General features: G+C 65.0%; 10 protein-coding genes and 2 pseudogenes. 4 read left to right on the plus strand and 8 right to left on the minus strand.

Going from position 1 to position 21120, the window contains the following annotated elements; all coding sequences use genetic code 11:
• Positions 1-821: 821 nt before the first annotated feature.
• Both ADL25_RS51355 and ADL25_RS42940 read right to left on the minus strand, forming a co-directional pair.
• Positions 822-1124, minus strand: a pseudogene (locus ADL25_RS51355) (hypothetical protein); the annotation flags it as partial.
• A 237-nt stretch (positions 1125-1361) separates the two neighbouring features.
• Positions 1362-4109, minus strand: coding sequence for a helix-turn-helix transcriptional regulator (locus ADL25_RS42940; protein ID WP_079050993.1), 2748 nt, complete (start codon positions 4107-4109; stop codon positions 1362-1364).
• Between the two features lie 1629 nt (positions 4110-5738).
• On the opposite strand from ADL25_RS42940, the gene ADL25_RS42945 reads away from it, so the two are divergent.
• Both ADL25_RS42945 and ADL25_RS42950 read left to right on the plus strand, forming a co-directional pair.
• A complete protein-coding gene (locus ADL25_RS42945) occupies positions 5739-6080 on the plus strand; it encodes a hypothetical protein (protein ID WP_059133400.1) in 342 nt (113 codons plus the stop codon).
• Between the two features lie 59 nt (positions 6081-6139).
• Positions 6140-6638, plus strand: a pseudogene (locus ADL25_RS42950) (helix-turn-helix domain-containing protein); the annotation flags it as partial.
• Positions 6639-6894: 256 nt separating this feature from the next.
• Here the strand turns inward: ADL25_RS42950 and ADL25_RS42955 are convergent.
• The 3 genes from ADL25_RS42955 to ADL25_RS42965 form a co-directional block, all read right to left on the minus strand.
• Positions 6895-9240, minus strand: a complete 2346-nt coding sequence (locus ADL25_RS42955) for an FUSC family protein (protein ID WP_234381292.1) — start codon at positions 9238-9240, stop codon at positions 6895-6897.
• 402 nt (positions 9241-9642) lie between these two features.
• On the minus strand, positions 9643-10587 hold the full coding sequence (locus ADL25_RS42960; protein WP_059133402.1) for an NADP-dependent oxidoreductase: 945 nt from the start codon (positions 10585-10587) through the stop codon (positions 9643-9645).
• 1254 nt (positions 10588-11841) lie between these two features.
• A complete protein-coding gene (locus ADL25_RS42965) occupies positions 11842-12057 on the minus strand; it encodes a hypothetical protein (protein ID WP_059133403.1) in 216 nt (71 codons plus the stop codon).
• A 311-nt stretch (positions 12058-12368) separates the two neighbouring features.
• Here ADL25_RS42965 and ADL25_RS51360 point away from each other — a divergent pair, with 311 nt between their 5' ends.
• Both ADL25_RS51360 and ADL25_RS51365 read left to right on the plus strand, forming a co-directional pair.
• Positions 12369-12857, plus strand: a complete 489-nt coding sequence (locus tag ADL25_RS51360; protein ID WP_234381289.1) for an NAD-dependent epimerase/dehydratase family protein — start codon at positions 12369-12371, stop codon at positions 12855-12857.
• Complete coding sequence (locus tag ADL25_RS51365; RefSeq protein ID WP_234381290.1) at positions 12830-13369, plus strand: NAD-dependent epimerase/dehydratase family protein; 540 nt, start codon at positions 12830-12832, stop codon at positions 13367-13369. The genes ADL25_RS51360 and ADL25_RS51365 overlap by 28 nt, the downstream gene beginning before the upstream one ends.
• A gap of 65 nt (positions 13370-13434) precedes the next feature.
• Here the strand turns inward: ADL25_RS51365 and ADL25_RS42975 are convergent, their stop codons facing one another.
• The 3 genes from ADL25_RS42975 to ADL25_RS42995 form a co-directional block, all read right to left on the minus strand.
• Positions 13435-16326 carry an ATP-binding protein gene (locus ADL25_RS42975; protein ID WP_159045148.1) on the minus strand — a complete coding sequence of 964 codons (2892 nt, stop codon included), beginning with the start codon at positions 16324-16326 and terminating at the stop codon, positions 13435-13437.
• Positions 16327-17243: 917 nt separating this feature from the next.
• A complete protein-coding gene (locus ADL25_RS42990) occupies positions 17244-17504 on the minus strand; it encodes a DUF5133 domain-containing protein (RefSeq protein ID WP_059133407.1) in 261 nt (86 codons plus the stop codon).
• A gap of 718 nt (positions 17505-18222) precedes the next feature.
• Positions 18223-21111, minus strand: coding sequence for a helix-turn-helix transcriptional regulator (locus ADL25_RS42995; RefSeq protein ID WP_059133408.1), 2889 nt, complete (start codon positions 21109-21111; stop codon positions 18223-18225).
• Positions 21112-21120: the final 9 nt, after the last annotated feature.

The raw sequence follows: 21120 nt of genomic DNA on the forward strand, positions 1-21120 counted from the left end.
TCGCGGCCGCCGCCGCGATGAAGATGACGTGCCCGAGATGATCGGGTTGAGCCGTCCCGGCTCCTGGCTGAGGTGCCTGCGCTGTGCTGGTCACGTGTGAAACTCCTCGGGCCACCGGCGACGCCGGATGGAGTCAGCCGTTCGGGGACTAGATGAAGGGGGCAAGATATTGGTGACTGGTGACCGAGGCGGCGGTGATCATCACAGCCGGCAGCATCCTTAGAGCCTTCACCACGAGGTGCTGCCTACGGTCGTTCGGTGTGTACCTGTCGTCGAAAACCCTGGTCGAGGCGGGCACGTATGTTGTTCCCTGAACCGACTGCTCATCGTTCATGCCATCTGTCGACACTGAGATCCAGCTTGTGGCTTGCCGGTCTGGGTACGAAGTCAATCGTGGGAACTCGGCGGTCAGACCCAAGTGCGCCAGGGCTGGAGGAAGCGCTTACGGTGCCATGTACGTCGAACGTGCCGCTGCTTCCCGTGTATTCGGGATCCACCTCGTAAATGACTGAGCCCACCGGTCGTATGCGCTCTTCCTTGTTGAACCTAGTAGGGTCGAAATAGAGCCCCGCAGTAGCGCATGCTGTATGTCCCGACGTTGGAATCTCAGCCACCTGTCTCGAGCCATCAGCTGACTGAGTTGAATCTCTCTCCTTCCTCGTTGCCGTATATGCCCAAGTGCGGGGACACCAGCAGTGCGTGTTTCGTCTCCGCAGTTGGCTCTGCAGATCGCTTCGGAAGTGAGCGCCCTGGACGAGCAACTTCTTACTGAGCTGGTTCCGATGTGCGGCCTGTCGACCACTGCACGACCAGCCTGTCGCCTATTCCCCTGCCGAACTACGCCGCGCGCGGTACGCTCGACCCGTCAGAGCCCGCTGCCTGACCTGTTCCACTGCATGCGTGAGCGCACCGACGTCGTAAGGCGCATCGACCGCCACTGCCAGGTCTGTCAGTGGGTCTGTGTCACCCAGCAGCGCCTGTGCTCTACGTGTCGCAGGCAGCAGGCCAATCACCCCGGACGCCACCCTGCTGACCGCGAACGAACGGACTAGCGTGGCTAGGATGCCGATGCGTGCCTCGTCGAGTTCCTCCCCTTCGAATGCCAGGTCAGCGATTAGCAGCGATACCGTAAATGCGGCGGCTCACCGGGGCGGCGACCGCCAACGGAACCAAGCAAAGAGTCCCCCCGAAAATGCACGCAGCGATGCCTCAAGCACAACATCTGCCGCCAGATCCTCAAGATCCTCGAGCGAAGGAACCAGCAGAACCTCGAGGAGCTTCCTCAAGCGGCTCGACACGACGTAGCAGCCTCGGAGGGAGTCTCGACGACTGCCATCTACAAGCCTCAAGGTGATCTGCCCTCACGGGTTGCGGGCCATCGCTGAGGCAAGTTCGGTCCGCGAACTTACACCGACCTTCGGGTAGATCCGGTAGAGATGGGTGCTGATCGTCCGCGGTGACAGGAAAAGCCGGGCGGCAATCTCCCGATTGCTCAGTCCCTCCGCAACCAGGCGAGTAACCTGCAGCTCCTGCGGGGTGAGTTGGTCAATCCCGTCGGATTGGCGGCGTCGCGTCTCACCGGAAGCGCGCAGCTCGGCATACGCCCGGTCGGCCCACGGTCGTGCGTCGAGTGCCTCGAACGTCTCGGCGGCGGCACGCAGTGCAGGCCGGGCGGCGGACGGACGGTCGCGCCGCAGCAGGACTCCGAGGGTGAGCTGCAGTCGGGCGCGTTCGAACGGCCACTCGGTAAGATTGGCGTCCAGTGCTTTCCTCAATGCGTGCTCTGCGCCCTTGCCTGTCGCGAGCAGCGCCTTCGCACAGTGCAGGTGCACGCGCAACAGCGGCGATGCACCGGTGGCGCCGATCGGCTCGAGTTCGAGGATGCGGGCCGCCACCTGGTCGTGGCGGTCGCTGTGGGCTCCGGCTTCAGCCAAATGCGCAAGCACGGAGAAGCGCACGTATGGGTGGTATCCGATCGCGGAGGGATCGCAGACGGCATCGAGCTCATCGTGAGCCTCGCGATAGCGCCCATCGGCAAGCGCGGCGACACCGCGGGCAACCCGAACCAGGCAGAGCATGGTGTGCGCGCCGTTCCCGAGAAGCGCGCGTTCGCTTCGCTCGGTAAGGTCGCGCACGGCCTCGACGTTGCCGCATAGTGCCTCCGCATGCGCACGGTTGAGCATGTTGGGTATCACGTAGTTGCGTTGGCGGGTCTCGGTTGCAAGGGTGTCGGCCTCGGCCGCTGCGGCGCGTCCGAGGGAGGCATCGCCGCCCTGGACGGCGGCCCAGGCCTGGTAGGCGAGTGCGCGGGTCAGCGTGACAAGGTTGCCTTCGCGGCGGCTCTGGGAAACGGCCTCGGCAGCCAGTCGGGTCGCGTATCCGAACGCACCGACGCCGGTGGCGGCCGCAGCCAGATCCGACAGATCCGAGCCAGGCAGGCCGGGCTGGGCCAGCAGGACGTTGAGCCGGTCGACGACCACCGCACCCCGTTCGACTGGCGCAACCAGGCCGAGGGTCGAGACCAGCTTCGGTGTCAACGGTGGCAAGGAGAGGCGTTCGAGCAGTCCGATGATCTCGTCGCGCAGTTCCTTGCCGGGGTGGGAGAAGTACGTGCGCACTGCGACGCGATGCAGAACCTCCAGTGCCCGTTCGTCCAGGTTTGATTGCCGTAGTCGCTCGGAAGCCTCGAGATGGCTGGGCAGCCGCGTGGCGCCCGACCAGCCGCCGACCTCGACTTCTGCCAGCCACTGCCGAATGATCCGATCCTCGGGTAGCAAGTCGTCTGGAACGATCATCCTCAGCAGCTGGTCCACCCCGTCGTGGTCAGCGAGCTCCAACGTGACCTCTACGGCTCGTAGCAGCAGGCTCGCACGCCGTCTGCGGTCTGAGGTCAGCCGGGCGGCCTGCTCCCAGGTCCGCGCCGCCTCGCCGGACGCGCCGCGTCGGTGCAACCGGCTGGCGAGGTTGTCCAGTTCTGCAGAGACCTGCTCGTCCGTGCCGACGGTGGCAGCGGCCTGGTGGTGAACGGCCCGGTCGGGGTCGGCAATCGCTAGGGCTAGCCCGGCGTGTGCCTGCTGCCGCCGCGACAGGCTCGCGCCCTGCTGGATCGCCGACCGGATCAGAGGATGGCGGAATCGCATGCGGAACGCATCATTTACATCGACCAGACGGGCGGCGATGGCCGGTTCCAGACACTCCACCGATACCGGAGTCCCCATCACGATGCTGGCCGCTGCAAGGATCTCGTCGAGACGCTCATCTTGGTCAAGCGCAGCCACCAGTAGGAGCATTTGGGTCTCCGCCGGCAGTTCCACCACGGCGGCACCGAAAGTACGTTCCAACCGGGTCGTCAGCGGCAGAGTGGTGGGAAACAAGCCCTCCTCACCGAGTCGGCTCGCGGCCACGGCGAGTTCGGTGAGGGCAAGCGGGTTGCCAGCCGCTTCGGCGAGCACCCGGGCACCCAGCGGGGCATCGAGTGTGGGCGCGCATTTGTCCAGCAGCATGGCCGATGCGCCGTCTGTCAGTGCTTCCACCAGCAGCTCGTCCACCGACAGGCCAGTGAGGCGTGCTTCCGTCTCGGCACCGTCGCGCATCGCCAGGATCAGTCCGACCGGGTCCGCCGAAAGTCGTCGGCCGACGAACACCAAGGCTTCCCAGCTTGGCGGGTCCATCCATTGCGCATCGTCCACCAAAAGCAGCAGCGGTCCGCGCGAGGACCGGTCGGTCAGCGCCGCGAGTAGCACCAGAGCGAACTGGAATCGGTTGTGCTCGTGGCCACCGGCAACCGGAGGCGGCAGGGTTCCTCCGAGGAGGGCCATCATCGTGTGGGCGGCGGCGAAGGGGAGACGTGTCTCGGCCGACACCGCGGTGAGGGAGAGCGTCTCGATATCCAGACCCGCCGCGTCCGCGGCCACCGCCTCGAGTAGGGATGACTTACCGATCCCGGCCCCACCGCGCACGACTAGCATGCCGCCTCCGTCCGGTAGCCGTGTGAGGAACCGATGCAGCTCAGCCAGTTCCGACTCGCGTCCGTACAGGTGGGTGACGGCGTGAGGCCATCCCGAACCGTTCAAGGTGTTGTCCCATCTTTTTCCCCCGGCACGCCGCAAGATTTACGCACCCGCGTTCGGTGGTGCGGGAGCCTCGTGGCGCGGCTAATCCATCGCCGTCTCGTCCGGGATGAGCTTCTCCGGACGCCTTCATGTCACTTATGTAATGTCGTCATGACCCTGCAATCTCTATGGTCCCTTAGCGGTGTCGGCATCCACCTTTTTCGCGCAGATACGGGAATTGTCTGCACAGTTCCGGGACCGGCCTAGTTAGCCCGCAACATTGAGTTCGGCGAGCAGGATCCTATACAGGTAGACGGAAACACCGGTCTACCGCCGCCCGTTCAGATACCGTCCACACGTCTGTCCAGTGCCGAACCATGGCCCTTTCGGCAGCAGATGCCAGGCGATGTCGTTGCAAAGAAGGCAGGTCGAGCAATCAGAGCATCACGACGACCGAATCATCCGACTGATCACGGTCGCTCAGGCCACTTCAAGAGGGTCGCGTTACGAGCTCTTACTTGATATAGCACGGCTGATCCAACGGACTTTGCAACGGTGCTCTTTCAAGGGAGCACTTTTCCACACCGGCAGCGCCCTCTTCGTAGAGGAGGCAGCGTGCCTGTTCAACCCTCTCCGGCGTGATGTCGTGACCAGATGCCAGTACTACATCTTCTGGGTCGGGCAACTGCTCCGTAACCGGTTGGAGGGCTACATCTGGAGTTGACTCTCCTCCACTCATCACTGTCTGCGTCTTCAAGCATCGCGTCTCTACGTCCGAACGAGCGTGACAGGCCTCGCTCCACGCCATGCCCAGTGCGAGAGTTCGGCCATTCAAGCGCTGGCAACTTCACTGATCGCCCGAGCGCTCGTGCTGGTTCACAGCCCAGGCAAACGTCTCCGCCAGGTCCTTCAAGGATGCGGCGACTGCTCCATGATCCTGGCCGCTAAGAGCGTCACGTGAGCATTCCCTCGCGCTATAAAATTGAGGTTGCTCACGATGCCCCTCTGAATGCCAGTCCGGCTTTAAATTTCAGACCCAGCCTGACGCTGGCTCGCGCTGAAACTGACGCACCTTGCAAGCGCGAGTCAGCACAAGTCCGATCAGCACGTTGTTTCATCGCAAATAGTAAGGCACCTGAATCTACGGCCCATCTACGCGGGATCGACACTCGTCTCGAGAGTTGAGTCACTCGGCAGCAACAGTCTTCTCTTTGTGTTTCAGGCTGTCCCATGAACGATCACGGGTGGCTGTCTTGTGCGCGGCACATGATGGAGGGTTCGCAGGTCATAGGCCCGTTGGCCAAGCCTTAACCTGCCTTCGTGGACACGGCCCTGGACGATGCACAAGATGGCGGATGAGTTTGCACAGTTGCTCGGGATGGCTCCTGCCGGTGTGGACGGCTGCAACCTCACGTTCGCAAGGGGAGACTTGCAGTCCACACTCTCGATCTGGAAAGACCGCTACGACCGGGCGGCCTTCGGCTGGATGGTCGTCACCTACGACACCGCCCTCCATGACCAGATGGAGAGCTTCGGCGGAATGAGCATCCGGATCGACCACCCCACGCCAAGCGGCGAAGCGAACCCGACCAACATCCCCCCGCAGGCCTGGTATCCCTGGCCGGCGAGTGGAAGTCCCTTGGGAGGGAGGCCACTGCCGCCGTCACTGAGCACGGGCGTCCCTCCTTGCACTTCGTCCGCGACCGCCACGACCTGGGCCTGCTCCTGCTGGCGGATACCCACGTTCACCGCGACAGCGTCTGGGCTTTCGCACCGACCAACAACGAGCCTGGACGGCTTGCACAGGCGATCCTGCTCGCCCGGCACTGCGGGGACCACGAGCTAGAACGGGCGGCCGTGGCCAAGCTGCGGACGCGAGGCGAGGAACCTGTGGCGCCCTGGCCCGACTACCTCTTCCGACAAGCCGTCGCCGACTGGGCCAAGCAGTTCTCCAAGGCCACCGAGCTTGACCTTGGCGACTTGGCCAAGCTCAAGCGGAAATGCCCTCACTATCCCGAGGCCCCGTAATCCCAAGGTCACCGTTCCAGTGCTTCCTCATCCGGCAGCATGATCTCCATGCGACTGCCGTGATCACATCTTCGGAACCGTGCTGGATAACCCCGTTCACGGGGCTGACCCCGCAAAGCTTCAACAAACTCGTTGCCGCATTGCGCAGCGGCGGCGCCGACGATGCACGGCGGGGACGGCCCTGGAGTCTTCCGCTGGAAGGCCGCATGCCTCCTTGTGGCTGCGTACTGGCGCACCAACCTCACCATGCGCCAGTTGGCACCGCTCTTCGGGATCTCCAAGTCTGCCGCTGATCGCATCATCGACCACATAGCTCCTCGGCTGACCCTGCAACAGCGCAGGCGCTTCAGCGACGCCACCGTGCTGACCGTCGACGGCGCCATAGTGCCCACACTTGATCACACCACGGCTGAGCAATCGAAGAACTATCGGTACTCCACCAGTCACCAGGTAGTCGTCGACGCCGACACTCGGCTCATCGTTGCGGTCGGCCGGCCCGTGCCCGGCAACCGCAACGACTGCATAGCGTGGGAGCTGTCCGGTGTGAGCGGCTGTGTCATTCGATGATGTTGGTGGTGCGAGCCCGCCGTACGGTGACCCATTGCGATGCCGGAGTCACTTCAGCTCCGACACAGACCGGCACATGGGTGTGTGCTGGTGTCACGAACGGCTGCTGAGCTTGTTCCATAACCTCCGGCCGTCCCGTAACGGCACAGGCTGATCTCCAGTCCACGACCTGGTGCGAGGTGTCCTTGGCGATCAGCGCACGGTGACCGTATGGAGAGCCTGAGCGACGTCCATAACGGATCATGCTTCAGCTCCGATGAGCGTGAGGCGGCTGCGTCCGACGGAACAGGCGCAGGCGTGCATTGTGGTCGCGTTGAAGCTTTGCCACAACTCGGGCCGGCTTCAGTACGTCGGATTCGAGTCTGCGGGCGGCTTCGATGTGGCCGGCGGTCCACACGACGCGGATCGCGGTGGCGGAGAGCCGGCCTTCGTCGTCTTTGAGGTCTCGCTCTACGGCATGGATGAGCCGAGCTCCGGCATCCTGGTCTTGGTCGGCCCAGTCGGGTACCTCTCCGAACCCTGATAGGGCACTCGCCGTAGCCTCGAACCAGGTAGCGAGAGCGGTTCCGGCTTGGTCAATCTCTGTGCGCGCCGCGGTCCTGTCGCCAGCATGTGTTCCTTGGTCTCGGCTCCAGAGATCGAGCACCGCGTCTGCGGTCAGGCGTAGCACCGCAACGGTTGTGACCAGCGTCGTTGCGTCGGACAACGGCACATGTTTCGTGCCGCGTTCCGCGAGGAATCCGCGGAACGCGTCATCCAATCGGCGGGCTGCAGCGGCTGCGCGGGAGCGCTCGTCTTCGGGAAGGGGGGCTGTTGGGGTGAGGCTGTCGCAACGGGTTACGCCGTACCCGATCGCGCTGCGCAGGTAACGGACGCTCTCGGCAAAGGCTTCTGCTACAGCCAGGCCTAGCGCCGATCCTGCGCCTCGGGGCCAGAACAGGAGTCCTATCAGCACGCTGACCGCACAGCCGATGGCAACATCCTCGATGCGCACCAGGCCCACCGTCCAGCCGGTGGGCTCAAGGATGTTGAACAGGATGAGGATCGAGATCGTGAAACCTGCCTGCCCAGCGGCAAAGGAGATCGTTGCCGGTGCCAGGCCAGTGAACAGCACGGCGGCGGGAAGCAGGGTCCACAAGAGCGCAGTGTTCGTCCCGACGAGGTATATCAATGCGCCGCCGACGACAATGCCGGCTGCGGTGCCAGCGATCGCGCGCAAGGAACTCTGGCCAGTCAGGAGTGCGTTCGAGCGTAGGACGGCCAGGGTGCCGAAGGCGACCCAAAAACTGTGCTGCACTCCGGCGAGGTCGGCTACGAGTACGGCCAGGGCGAGGGAGATGGCTCCTCGAACACTGTTGTGGAGCCACACTGAGTGGAGTTCGACGTGCGACTTGGCCCGCTCTTGAGCCGAGGCCAAGGTCAAGCGCATGCTTTCGGGGTGCTGGCCGCTAAGCCGCTGCCACAGGGTGCGTTGGCGGGCCTGGACGACGAGCCCCACGTTGGCTGCGATAGCGGAGATTGCGAAGCTCATCTCTTGGGCGCGGAAGCTCGGCTCCAGCGAGCTGACGAACCGGCTCGCGGCCGACGTGCGTTCGGTGTCGCTGCGCGCCGGGTCGTGTGCGCCGCTGTCGGTGTCCGTCAAGCGGGCTGACACGGCGGCGCGCTCCATGGCGGAGCGGGCCTGCGCGAGCTGCTTCGCGGTGGAGCCCAGTTCGTCGAGAGCTCGGTGCTCGGTTGCTGCCAGGAATTCGGCGCTCGATTCAAGCAAGTCGGCGGCCGTTTTTTTGAGCGTGCAAACCTCAGCGTCGGCGAGGCCTGCCTTCTCAGTGAAGGGTACTCGGTCGAGGATCGTCTCCAGCCAGAGGACCTCGTCGACGAGGCGGATGAGGATCCGGGTGGACGTAGTCAGCCCTGTCGGCCGGTAGGGCGTCGCGTAGAACGAGGTGCGCAGGGCTTTGAGCGTTGCCTGGGTAGATGGGGTGATCGTCTCGAGCCTTGCCTTGTCCACGGGTTCGAAGCCGCTGAGAATGCAGTCGGCCTCGGCTCTGAGCCGTGACGCTATGGCGTTGCAGGCTTGTGCGGTGGCGCTTCTCAGTGGCTCCTTCGTGGGCGTCGGCCACAGAAGCCAGATGGCTGACAGTGACGCGGCGCCCGCCATGGTCCAGCCCGCGAGCCGGTCCGGTATGGCCTGGGCGGGTCCGGGAAGGCTTGCGGCCAGGATGAAACTGATAAGCAAAGCCGTACTGGCGGTAGCGAGGGTGGAGCTGACCGCGCCGGAGAACAGTATGAGGAAGCCGATGACGGCTGTTGCCAGTGTGGCGAGCCACGCCTCTCGGGATGTGAGTGTACCGAGGGAAATCAGGACCGCGCCGGCTGCGATCAAAGCAGTCTGCGCGATGAGCCGCTCCCGCATGGGACCGCTGAACTCGACGAACAACAGCATGGCGATGGAGCCGAAGGCTGCGAAGAACGGCACGGTGGCGTCGTCTGTTATGGCGGTGCTGACGGCGAAGAGCCCCGGCGCGACGATGGCCGCCCTGGCTGATCTGCGAAGGGCGGTGAAGCCTGCGTCCCGTTGGCGCAGGAACTGCATCGTCTTCACGGCGGGCGCCTCCCATGGGCGAGAGCAAGCCCCGGCGCCGGGGTATTGAGGTCGGCGGGGCTGGACAACAGGTAAACAAGTTGCGGCTATGAGCGTGGACTGAATTCGCGCGCCTGCTTGCACCGCGTGTATCGCGGTGTGTCCAGAAGCACCGTCATTCGTTCGAGACCGATGCCTGTTCGGCAACTGTCACACACGCCGAACGTCCAGTCGCGGAGTCTCGCGAAGGTCTGCCCCCGCAGGCATCGGGTGTTCTCGACCGCGGCGAGCGTGGGCCGGACTGTTTGGTCGGTGCCGCTGGTGTCTGCCGCATGGTCCAGTGCCTTGTCTGGGCGGAGGTGTGAGGCGTACCTCTCCTTCGCCGCGAAGCTCCGGTCTCTGTCTCCCGAATCCTCACGGCCGAACGCGGATGACCGTCTTTCCGTTGATCCGCTCAGTCGTGTTGAAGGCAGCGACCGCTTCGTCGAGGGTCGCGACTCGGCCGATGTTCGTCCGCACCCGTCCGTCACGCACCCGACGGGCGATCTCACCTAGCTGTGCGCGATCGGACACAACAACGAAGTCGACTGCCAGGCCGTCGATCGGCCGTGCCTCGGGCGGCCCGGCGACGCTCACCAGCATTCCGCCAGTTCGAACCAGACCCGCGGACCGGTTGCCGATATCGCCGCCAAAGACATCGAACACCAGATCAACTCTGCCGATGTCTTCCAGCGCGTCGTTCTCCAGGTCGAAGAACTCCTGCGCGCCAAAGTCAAGCGCCGTCTGATGGTGGGCAGCACGTCCAGTACCGATGACATAGGCGCCAGCCTCACGTGCGAGCTGTGTCGCCATCGAACCGACTGCTCCGGCCGCGCCGTGCACGAGGACGCTCTGCCCAGTTCGAAGGTGGCCGTGCTCGAACAGACCTTGCCACGCAGTCAGGCCCGTCATCGCGACGCCCGCGCCCACCGTGAAGTCGACATCGCCCGGCAGCGGCGCAAGGTTGCGTGCCTCAACGACCACATACTCTGCCAGCGAGCCGTCGCGAGTCCAGTCTGTGAGACCGAACACCCGCTGTCCCACCGACAGCCCCGTAGTGCCAAAGCTGAGGGCGGTGACCACTCCGGCTACCTCGTGGCCGGGAATCGAAGGTGTGCGGTCACGACCGAGGCGATCGGTCCAAGTCGAGGGCCACTCCAACTCATTCCCGGTGAACCCCGACGCATGAACCTCAACGACGACGTCGCCGTAGTTCGCACCCTCGAGACTGGCGAGCCTCGCTGCCTGCGGCTCGGGCCGCTCCTCCAGCATCATCCCCGCCGTTCCGGCGGCCCGGTCCGTCACGACGATCGCCTTCATCCGGCACCTCCCTGCACCCTGTCGTCCCCTGCATGGATTTTGAGTTTGCAACTGTTAGCGGCATCAGACCTCGGTGCCTTACCAGGCAGATCAGTAGAAATTTTGACGCGAGGCCGTCCTTGTCGAGTAACGCTTCGAAGTGGCTTGGCTGGACGCTTATGGTGCGTGCCTGTTCGCGTCACCCGTCATTGTGTCGGTTCCGTTGTGCTTTCCGGTGCAGGCGGGGCTCGTACAGGGCGGCGCGGCCGTGCTGGTCGCTCACAGCGCACCAGAGGAGGTTCGTGCGGTGCGTTCCCGGCTGGGTTCACTGCCGGCCGCATCGGAGCAGGCAGCGCAATCAGGCCAAGGATGGGTGCTTGGGAACGTGGCCGCATTCCGAACGGCCCGGCCACCCCCGACCCCGCGGAACGTGCGCGCCGGACGGCACAAGGAACGAAGCAACTACACCCTCATGAGACGAGTGGAGCTCAGGCGGCCAAGATCGACGGTTTAGGTACTGACTCAAGATCACCAACCCGAGACCGTTTTCCAGGTATCAGCCTGCATCCCCAGGGCAATACACCTACCCCGTCGCGGGGAACTGGGCCGGCGCGTCGTCAACACGGCGCGCCTCGCGGCCTATCGCAAGAACGACTCGCAGACCGTGTGGGGGTGGAGACACTCAGCAGTCAGCACTACGAGGTCGGCGAGCGAGAGCCCAGATACGTAGACCTGCTCCTCAGCGCCCGTGCCCAGGTGCGGAAGTCGTCGGGTTCGTGAGCTGAGCATCCCCGGCCTTTGTGGCATGCATGGATGCGATCCCGCTCGCTCCTTCGTATTGAAGGTGACGACGGAAAACGGCCTCAGCTCCTTCGGTGAGTCGGACTGGGGCCGTCAGGCTGGCTAATACGGGGAGCCCACCTCTCATGTCATCAGTCTGGGCTCCCGTGTCAGACCGCGTGCCGACACGTCGACGTCGCACCTGAGCGAGTGTTGTGCAGGGCGGCCGCTAGTGCACACCCGCAGCCGCCCTGCCTACCTGGTGCGCCCACACGCTGTGAAACTCACCAGGACCGTTCAATAGCGTCGGGCGGCTGGGACTTCTTACACCGAGGCGAAGGTCCGCATGATGGGGTCGGGCAGACGTACACGGTGATCCCGCCGGCTGATGTCGAGACGTGGTTGAACTTGGTCGGCTTGCCGGTGATGACCTGGTGGCAGTGTGCGCAGATCTTCATCGGGTGATCTTACGGTTCGGCACGACGTGCTCTGGAGCTACTCGCGTAGGTCGCCGTGGCACTTGCGGTGTCGGTTAGGATCGGGCCCGGCGACCTGGTAGTCGGTTAACGTGGTGATAGTGCCGAGGTCGACGCCGCTGAACCCGACAGGACCGTACCGCTTGTCCTCGGGGACCTCGCAGGTAGCGATCAGGTAGAACACACGGTCGCGTTCCACCAGATCCGATTCGTCCTGGCTGTACTCGCGCAGCATCTTGAGGCCGTTAGCACATCCGCAAGTACCGGTGGGGTGAGCACTTCTGATTGCCTTCATACTTCACCGCCTCGTGCGGCGGAGCACCGCTGGTAATCAGCAAGGAGTGCATCGAGATCCAGAAGGGACTTGGCTGAAGTCAACAGTGCTGGCCCCGCGGGCATCTACGAGTCAGAGCGATCCAGAGAGGCGATTCCTCCCAGGCGTGAACGACCGGGGTTCCACGCTAGGCCAAGCTGACCACGGTCTGGGACGTACGCGCGGCGGGTTCACTACAAGCTGCACCTGCGTGTTGAACAGGCCTGAAGCCGATGTCGATTGTCGTGACGGCCGGGCAACACGGCGACTCGTCGCAGTTCGAGTCCGTGCTGAAGAAAGTCTACGTGACCCCAACGTTAGTCGTGTCCAGGGAAACATCAGGAGCGAGGATGACTATGCGCGTATTGCTCACTGGCAGCACTGGCTATATCGGAGCCTCGGTGCTCGACCGGCTCGTCTCAAGCGGGCATCGGGTGACCGCCTTGGTACGCTCCGCAAAGGAAGCCGAATCGGTGCGGTCCAAGGACGTGGAGCCGGCGATCGCTGACCTGTCCGACCGAGACGTGCTGGGAGAATTCGCTTCGGCGAGCGACGGAGTGATCCATGTGGCGTTGCCGGGTGACGAGACCAGCGCAACCGTGGATGAGGTGGCCGTCACCAGCTTCCTGATCGCGCTGGGAACACGGACCGGCCGTTCGTGCACACCACCGCTGTCTGGGTGCACGGCAACGGGATGGCGATCACCGAGTCGACCGCCATGAATGCCCCGCGGCTGACGGCGTGGCGCGTGCCGCTCGCTAGGTTGGTCCGCAGTACTCGGGGTGTGCGGACCTCGGTGATCGCGCCTGCGGTGGTGTACGGGCACGGTGGTGGCCTGCTGAACGTGGTCGCGAAAGGCCCACGGACCACGGAAAACACTCCGGCGCTGGTCATGGTCGGCACAGGTGACCAGCACTGGAGCACCGTGCACGTTGACGACCTGGCGGAGCTGTACGTGCTTGCGCTGGAGACGGCCCCTGCTGGTTCCTATTTCCTCGGCGCCGGCGGTGAGAACCCCACCGTGAGGAAGATTACCGAGGCGGTGAGCTGCTCTATTGGTCTGGGCGGGCGAGTCGAGGCCGAACCCGTCGCCAAGACGCGCGACCGTCTCGGGCCGCTCGGCGAGGCCCTCCTACTCGATCAGCAGGCTTCGGGCGACACAGCGCGGCGCAGGCTCGGCTGGTCGCCTCAGGGCCCGTCGATCTTCGACGACATCGCACGTACGGACTTCTGAGCCACAACCGGGCGCCTTCTGTATGCGCCATTGCATTTCCATCGGTTCTTCAAAGCGTCCAGCCATCACGCTCCGGCGCGGTGAGGCCGGTTGAGCGTTGCCGACGGATCCGGGGCTTCGGTGGGCGCGGCTGGCGCCCCAGCGAAAAGCGAGAGGTCCAACGGCAGCCGCGCCCGTTCGGCGAGTGCGGTCACCTCGCGCAGCAGCTCCGTATCGCCACGTTTGCGGGCCTGTTCCTCGGCCTCCCGCAGCAGCCGGCCAGCTTCCTCCCGCGCCCCGGCCGCCGTGTGCGCCACCGCCGCACCGAACAGTGCTTCGGCCAAAGGATAGGGACGCCCGGTCGGCCGCAAGGCCTCCACCGCCCGCACCCACACCTCCGGCGTGTTCCGGCCCTCGGCCCGCGCCAACTCTCCATCCAGCATGTACGCCCACCCCTCGTACAGCGGCACAGCGCGGGAGAGTCGCTGTGCCTCCCGACGGATCCGCTCCAGCACCTCGGCACGGCCTACGTCGGCGTCCGGCAGACCCCGGGAATCGGCTTCGGCGACAGCGCCGTGTACCAGTAGCGGCCAGGCGTAGTGATCCATGCCGACTGGTATTTCGTCCTCGATGGCGGTGAGTAGCTCGGCCCGCGCGTCGGCGAACCGTCCCGAACGAGCCGCGATACGCACCGCCAAGTCCGCTCTCGACAGCATCCTTTGTGGCTGCTGTTGCTGGGAAGAGGGGATACGAGCCAGCCCGTCGACCGCCCCTGCCAGGTCACCGCGCAGGAGCGCAAGCTCGGCGTGCAGCCGGTTCAGATCATCGCCTCGCTGCATGCCGCCGGTGTCTTCTAGGCTGGAGGTCAGCGCAGCCTCGGCCTCCTGAAGCCGTCCCTGGGCGAGGAGAGGCTCGACCAGGTTGCCGAGAATCCGTGCCCGGTACAGGCGGTTCAGTCTGTTGCGGTGGGCGGTCGCAAGGCCCTCCCTGGCTATCTCAACTGCCTCCGAAGAACGTCCCAGTTGCTCGTAGTGGGCGGAAAGATTGACGTGGAGCCGGGCCTGAAGATACGGACTGGCGATCTCGGTTGCCCGCGCCAACACCTCGCGCTGCAGGGCCAAGCCCGCCTCTATCTCGCCCAGGAAGACGCACAGCATGCCCAGGGTGACCTGAGCGTGCAACTCGACCGCACTGGCGCCCACTTCGCGGGCGATACGGACCGCGCGCTCGCCAATGGCGATATGCTCCCGCGACGGGTGGGTCAGCGCACCACCCAGTGAAATCTGGCTCAGGACATCGGCTTGCACCGCCGTCGGAGGTCGTCCTTCGAGCAGCCTCCGCGCCCGTTCTGACTCCTCCTCGCCTGTGTCGCCCTGGGAATGGGCTGCACGCGCGCGCTGCAGCCAGAACCAGGCAGCACGCTCCGGTTCGGCGGTCTCGTCAATCACACGAGAGGCCATCCTCGCAAAGCGCACACTCTGTTCCGGTTCCCCCGAACGGCTCGCGGCGACAGTGGCGTCGGCCAGCACATCCACAAAGTGCAGCCGACCGCCATCCGCCGTCCGGTCGTCGCCTTCTACTGCTGTTGGATAGGCGTCATCGGGCCAGTGGTAGCGCCGCAGCTCACGCAACACCTCGTCCGGGACTTGCTCCCACAACTCCAGCGCCCGCTCCAGCATCCGCACCTGCTCGGCGAAGGCATTGCCGCGCCGAGCCTCCCGACTCGCCTTCAGGGCCGCTGGCAGCACGCGGGCCGGATCATGGGCGAGATACCAGTAACTGGCGAGTCGGCCCGCCCACTGATGCGCTGCCACCAACCCCGGGTGACTCTCCAACGTCATCGCGTAACGACGGTTGATCCGGCTGTGCTCCCCCGGTAGCAGATCGTCCAGTACGGCCGCACGCATCAGCGCGTGGCGAAAGCCATAGCTCTCACTCTCCGCTTCGGGCACCAGTACGTGGGCGCTCACCGCAGCACACAGGGCGTCGAATAGGTCGTCCTCGGGCAGGTCAAGTACAGCCGACAGTAGAACGTGTTCAACGCTGGAGCCGCCACCGGCCGCCACCTTGATGACCTGCTGCGCCGGTTCCGGCAGCGCCTCGACCCGCACGAGCAGAATGTCGTGCAGCGAATTGCCCAGCCCGACCGCCTCCTTGTCATGGTAGGAGTAGGCGAGCTCCTCAACGAGGAACGGGTTACCCTCCGAACGCTCATAGATCCAGCCGACTAGCCTGCGGTCGGGCTCCGAGGTATCCAACAGCCCGGCCAGTAGTCGCTCGACCTCGGGACGCGCGAGGCGCTCCAACTCCATCCGCTGTACCCCCTGCAGCCGCTCGAGTTCGGCAAGATAGGGGCGCAGCGGATGCCCGCGGTGCAGGTCGTCGGTACGGTAGGTGGCCACCACCGTCACCCGGGAGCGGTGCAGGGTGCGGATCAGATACGCGAGCAGTTCGCGGGTGGAGCGGTCGGACCAGTGCAGGTCCTCGATGGCCAGCACGAGGGCGCGGTCGCCGGCCAGTTTCTCGAACAGGTTGACAGTATGCTGGAAGAGTTGGGCACGCCCGTACTCATCATCTGGAGTGTGACCCGGTCCGCCAAGGTCGGGAAGCAGGCTGGCGAGTTGGCCCTCAGAACCTTCCGCTGCGCGTTCCAGATCCGTGCCCAGATCCCGGTGCAGCCTGCGCAGTGCGGTGACCAGGGGCGTGAACGGCAGGTCCTCGGCGCCCACTTCGAGGCAGTTACCCAACGCGGTGACCGCACCGGCCTCCTCGGCCATCGCCAGGAACTCCTGCAGCAGTCGGGTCTTGCCGACACCCGCCTCACCCCCGACCAGCACGGCCGACGGTTCTCCGGCAGACGTTCGGCGCAAGGCCCCATCGAGCACTGTGAGTTCACCGCCGCGGCCGACGAAGGCCGAGCTGACCGCGGTGTGGGACGCAAGATCGACGATGTCATAGAACGCCGACGCAGCAGCCACTGCTCCAACGCGCTCCGTTGAACGGGACACCAACGTGCCTTTCTTTCTGTAGTGCGGATGTGATTGCGCTGCCGGACTGGCCGGGGTCAGGGCCAACGCATATCGGGCGGCCACTTCGGCACCGTCCTCCTGATCCGCTCTGCTCCGTTCCGTCCCGGGTGGGCGCTTGGCCGGCGGATACGGCGGCATATGGACCTGAGCCACCAGGCGCCCTCGGTCGGGCCGTGTCTGGGAGCCTTTCCTTCTCGTGCCGGCGGCCGCGACTCATGAATCGCTCTGCCCTGCGCCTGTCAGAAGGAGCTCACGTTCCCGGGCGCAGGTGTGCTGCAACTCAAATCGCCCCCAGTACAACCTGGCCATCACCGAGGCGATCGCGGCTCCCCTGATGTCTGCGATCTCCTGGTGCCCGAAGCCCTCGACGCCTACCAGGTACAGCGCAATCCGCGACCTCTCGGGTATCACTTCCGGGGCGCCTGCACCACGGAGAGCGGCGAATGGTCCACTGCCTCCGTCGTCCGCGAACCGGCGAAGACGCCATCCGTCAGAATGCGGTGAAGCCATCGCGATGCCGGTATACACCGACCCGGGCGCGGCGGGGTTCCCGCCGCGGCGCAGCTCGAGTACGCGGCTCGCGAAGACCCCCTTGAACCGGATGGTAGGCACTGACCGACACGGAATTGAAGGTCGCCGAAGTCGTCGCTTCATCGCCGGCATGGCCGATGCTCCTTCCTGTCCTGGCGCATCGTCGAAAACCCGGGTGTCCCCACATCGTCGCCAAACTCAAAGTCACGCGCCTGGTTCGTCCAGCAGTAAGCGGATTGATCGGTGATCAAAACGTCGGTCTGCAAGGGAAGAACTCTTTTCTTGGCCTGTGACACCCACGCTGGTTCACTGACAACGGTCTGTGGCCTGTCAGTTCAACTTGAGGCGGCTGCTTCGGGATCAAGATGATCCGAGGCAAGGATGGAGTCGTCGTACGGTAGGGCACCGGGCAGGTGGAACCGCGCGGCAACCAGAGCGGCGTCGATGTCGCGGGTTCCGGTGGCCACACACAGCGTGTATGACACGTCCTCCAAACGCCGACTGGTCTGTTCACTGTCCTGACTACTCAGCAATGTGACGAGAGCTTCGTACTCCTCGACCAAGGGGCGCAGGACTGCGGGATGGGCCATGAGCATGCTGGTTCTCCGATCTGGAACGATCTGACTCTGGGGCAAATAGGCACGGGCACCACTCAACGAGCCTGAACATCTCCAAGGGGCCTGGCGATCCAGCACTGCGTCCACCGCGGTGCGGATGCCGTGTCGATCTCCCCCGAGGGCACGACGGTTGCTGCGTCCGTATCTCAGTCGCGCGTCGCCCGTACTGACACGTCGGGCACAGCTCGGCCCGGCCGTCCTCGACCAGCGAGCCCCATCCGTTGCACTCACGGCACTCTCGCGCCCTGGACACATCCACCCACATCCGGCCTGCGGTCTTGGCCCTAACCGGGGTGGTGCGCTGCTCCGCCCGCGTTCCGGCAGCCGGCCGCGTCACTGTGCCGTCCCACCGGACGTGACGTCCGACCGATTCGCCAGATGCCCGCACGGCGGCCGGCCGCCAACCCCGGGACAACCTGCCGCGCGACGACTCGTCGTCCCGCAGGTGCTCGGTTCGGCCAGGCAAAAAGCCGTGGTCCAGCACCACAGCCTCCTCTCATGTCTCTGCCCAGTGCTCGATCGCAACTTCGGCATCCAACAAAGAGACTGCCCGCCGTGCCGGCTCCCCGGCATCGGCAACCTGCCGGAACTTCATCTGCCCCAGGCCCTTAGGACCCGGGGCAGACAGCCTTAGAAGTTGTCCTCACCGAACTCGATCGCTGCATCCTTGCTGGTCAGACGTAGTAGGGGAGTGGCGTCAGGAGCGGGGCCGGGTCGTGTGCTGAGGGAACAGCCGCATCCGGTGAGCGGCGGCCGCCGCTTCGCCGCGGTTACCCACCTCGAGCTTGGTCAAAATATTGGAGACATGCACGCTGGCCGTCTTCGGTGAGATGTACAGTTCCTCGGCGATCTGACGGTTGGTGCGGCCCAGTGTCAGCAATCTCAGCACATCACACTCACGGGCCGTGAGGCCGAGCGCCGCCGACGGATCCGGGACCGCCCGCGAGTCAGCTGGCAGTTGGGTGGGGATCGAGGGGTCCAGCGGGAGCCTGGCGCGTTCAGCGAGTGCAGTCACCTCGCGCAACAGCTCCGTATCGCCGTGCTTGCGGGCCTGATCTTCGGCCTCCCGCAGCAACCGACCGGCTTCCTCCCGCGCCCCGGCTGCCGCGTGGGCCGCGGCTGCTCGGAACAGCGCTTCGGCCAGCGGATAAGGGCGTCCAGTCGGCCGCAGCACCTCCACCGCCCGCAGCCACACCTCCGGGGTGTTCCGGCCCTCGGCCCGCGCCAGCTCCCCATCCAGCAAGTGCGCCCACCCTTCGTACAGCGGCACAATGCGGGAGAGCCGTTGTGCCTCCCGGCGGATTTGCTCCAGCGCCTCGGTACGGCCCGCGTCGGTGTCCGGCAAACCTCGGGAGTCCGCCTCCGCAGCCGCGCCGTGCACCAGCAACGGCCAGGCAAGGTGATCGAACCCGGTCGACAGTCCGTTTCCGATCGCGGTGAGCAACTCGTTACGCGCCTCGGCGAACAGTCCCGAACGTACCGCGATGCGCACCGCCAAGTCAGCCCAGGGAAGGGTTCTCTGCGGCTGCCGATCACCTACATTGCCGTTGCTGACTCCAGCCAGATACTCGGCAGCACCAGCCAGGTCACCACGCAGCAGTGCAAGCTCGGTCTGCAACCGGACCACGTTGTAATTTAGAACCGCTTCGCCGGTCTGCTCCAGATTGGAAGTCAGCAGCTCTTCCGCCTCCCGGTGTCGCCCCAGCGGGAGGAGGGACTCGACCAGGTTGCCCAGGATCACCACGCCGGAAATGGTGTTCAGCCCGTAGTGTCGGGCGATGGCCAGACCCTCCCGAGCGGTCTCGACAGCCTCCTCCGATCGACCCAGCTGCTCCTCCAGGGAGGAGAGGTTGTTGTAGACCCGTGTCTGGAGATACGGATCATCAATCTCGCGCGACTGCACGCAGACTTCGCGCAGCAGGGTGAGACCCTCCTCGATCTCGCCGAGGAGGACGCGGAGTGCTCCAACAGTGTTCAGGGCATGCAGCTCGACTGTCCTAGCCCCCACTTCGCGGGCGATGTGGGCCGCACGCTCGCCGATGGCAAGGTGCATCCGGGACGGATGGTTCAACATGCCTGTCACCGCGATCCGGTGGAGGACGTCGGCGCCCACAGCTGACGGCGGACCGTCCTCGACGAGCCGTCGTGCCTGCTCCGACTCCTCTTCACCGATATTGCCCTGGTAATGAGCCGCGCGTGCACGCTGCAGCCAGAACCATGCGGCGCACTCCGGCTCCGCGACCTCGCTGATGTGCCGCAAGCCAGTCTTGGCGAACCGGACACTCAGCTCCTGATCGCCCGAGCGACTCGCTGCAACCGTGGCGTCGGCCAACACATCCACATAGCGCAGCCGACCTGCATCAGCCCCGTCCTCGGCCTGCGACCGTCTTGGATAGGCCTCATCGGCGCAGTCGTAACACTGAAGGTCAAGCAGTACCTCGTCTGGGACCTGCTCCCACAACTCCAGCGTCCGTTCCAGCATGAGCAACTGCTCGGCGAACGCATTGCCCCGCCGGGCTTGTCTTCCCGCCTCCAGGGCCGCCGGCAACGCTCGGGCCGGATCATGGGCGTGATACCAATAACTCGCCAGCCGACCTGTCCGCTGATCCGCAGGAACCAGGCCCTGATCACTCTCCAGCGCCGTCGCGTAACGACGGTTGATCCAGCTGCGCTCCACCGGCAACAAATCGTCCAGCACCGCTTCACGCATCAGCGCGTGGCGAAAGCGATAGCTGTCGCCATCCGCCTCGGGCACCAGCACATGAGCCCTCACCGCCGTGCGGAGCGCTTCGAACACATCCTCCTGCGGCAGCTCCAGCACCGCGGCCAGCAGACCATGCTCCACGTTGGAGCCTGCACCTGCGGCCATCGTGACAACCTGCCGGGCCGGTTCAGGCAACGCCTCCACCCGCACCAGCAGAATGTCACGGAGCGAACTGCTCAACCCGACCTTTCCCGCACCCTGGTAGGAAAAAGCGAGTTCCTCGACGAAGAACGCATTGCCCTCGGAACGGTCGTAGATCCAGCCGACCAAACCCCGGTCGAGCGCTGCCGTGTCCAGCAGTCCGGCCAGCTGCTGCTCGACCTCGGCACGCGCGAAACGCGCCAACTCCAGGCGCTGGACCGCCCGCAGCCGCTCCAATTCGGCGAGATAAGGACGCAGCGGATGCTGGCGGTGCAGATCGTCGCTGCGGTAGGTGGCCACGAGCACCACCCGGCAGCGGTGCAGGGTGCGGATCAGATACGCAAGCAGTTCCCGGGTGGAGCGATCGGACCAGTGCAAGTCTTCGATCGCCAGTACTACAGTCCGGTCGGCCGCCAGCCTCTCGAAAAGCCTCGCCGTGTACTCAAAGAGCCGTGTTCGCGCATACTCGTCACCCGGGGTGGGACCCGCACCACCGAGATCTGGCAGCAGGCCTGAAAGCTGCTCCTCGTATCCCTCTGCGGCCCGTTCGAGCTCCACACCCAGCACCCGGTGCAGTTGGCGCAGCGCGGTGACCAGTGGAGCGTAGGGAAGTCCCTCGGCGCCCACCTCCAGGCAGTTGCCCAGCGCGGTGATCGCGCCGGCTTCCTCCGCCGCAGCCAAGAATTCCTG

It is taken from the genome of Streptomyces sp. NRRL F-5122, assembly GCF_001507435.1.
Classification (GTDB): Bacteria; Actinomycetota; Actinomycetes; order Streptomycetales; family Streptomycetaceae; genus Streptomyces; species Streptomyces lannensis.

Bases quoted from the DNA above. Each gene is read 5' to 3' on its own strand.
- ADL25_RS42955 (WP_234381292.1), bottom strand. From the start codon at position 9,240: ATGCAGTTCCTGCGCCAACGGGACGCAGGCTTCACCGCCCTTCGCAGA.
- ADL25_RS42960 (WP_059133402.1), bottom strand. From the start codon at position 10,587: ATGAAGGCGATCGTCGTGACGGACCGGGCCGCCGGAACGGCGGGGATG.
- ADL25_RS42965 (WP_059133403.1), bottom strand. From the start codon at position 12,057: ATGCTGCGCGAGTACAGCCAGGACGAATCGGATCTGGTGGAACGCGAC.
- ADL25_RS51360 (WP_234381289.1), top strand. From the start codon at position 12,369: ATGTCGATTGTCGTGACGGCCGGGCAACACGGCGACTCGTCGCAGTTC.
- ADL25_RS51365 (WP_234381290.1), top strand. From the start codon at position 12,830: ATGGCGATCACCGAGTCGACCGCCATGAATGCCCCGCGGCTGACGGCG.
- ADL25_RS42990 (WP_059133407.1), bottom strand. From the start codon at position 17,504: ATGCTCATGGCCCATCCCGCAGTCCTGCGCCCCTTGGTCGAGGAGTAC.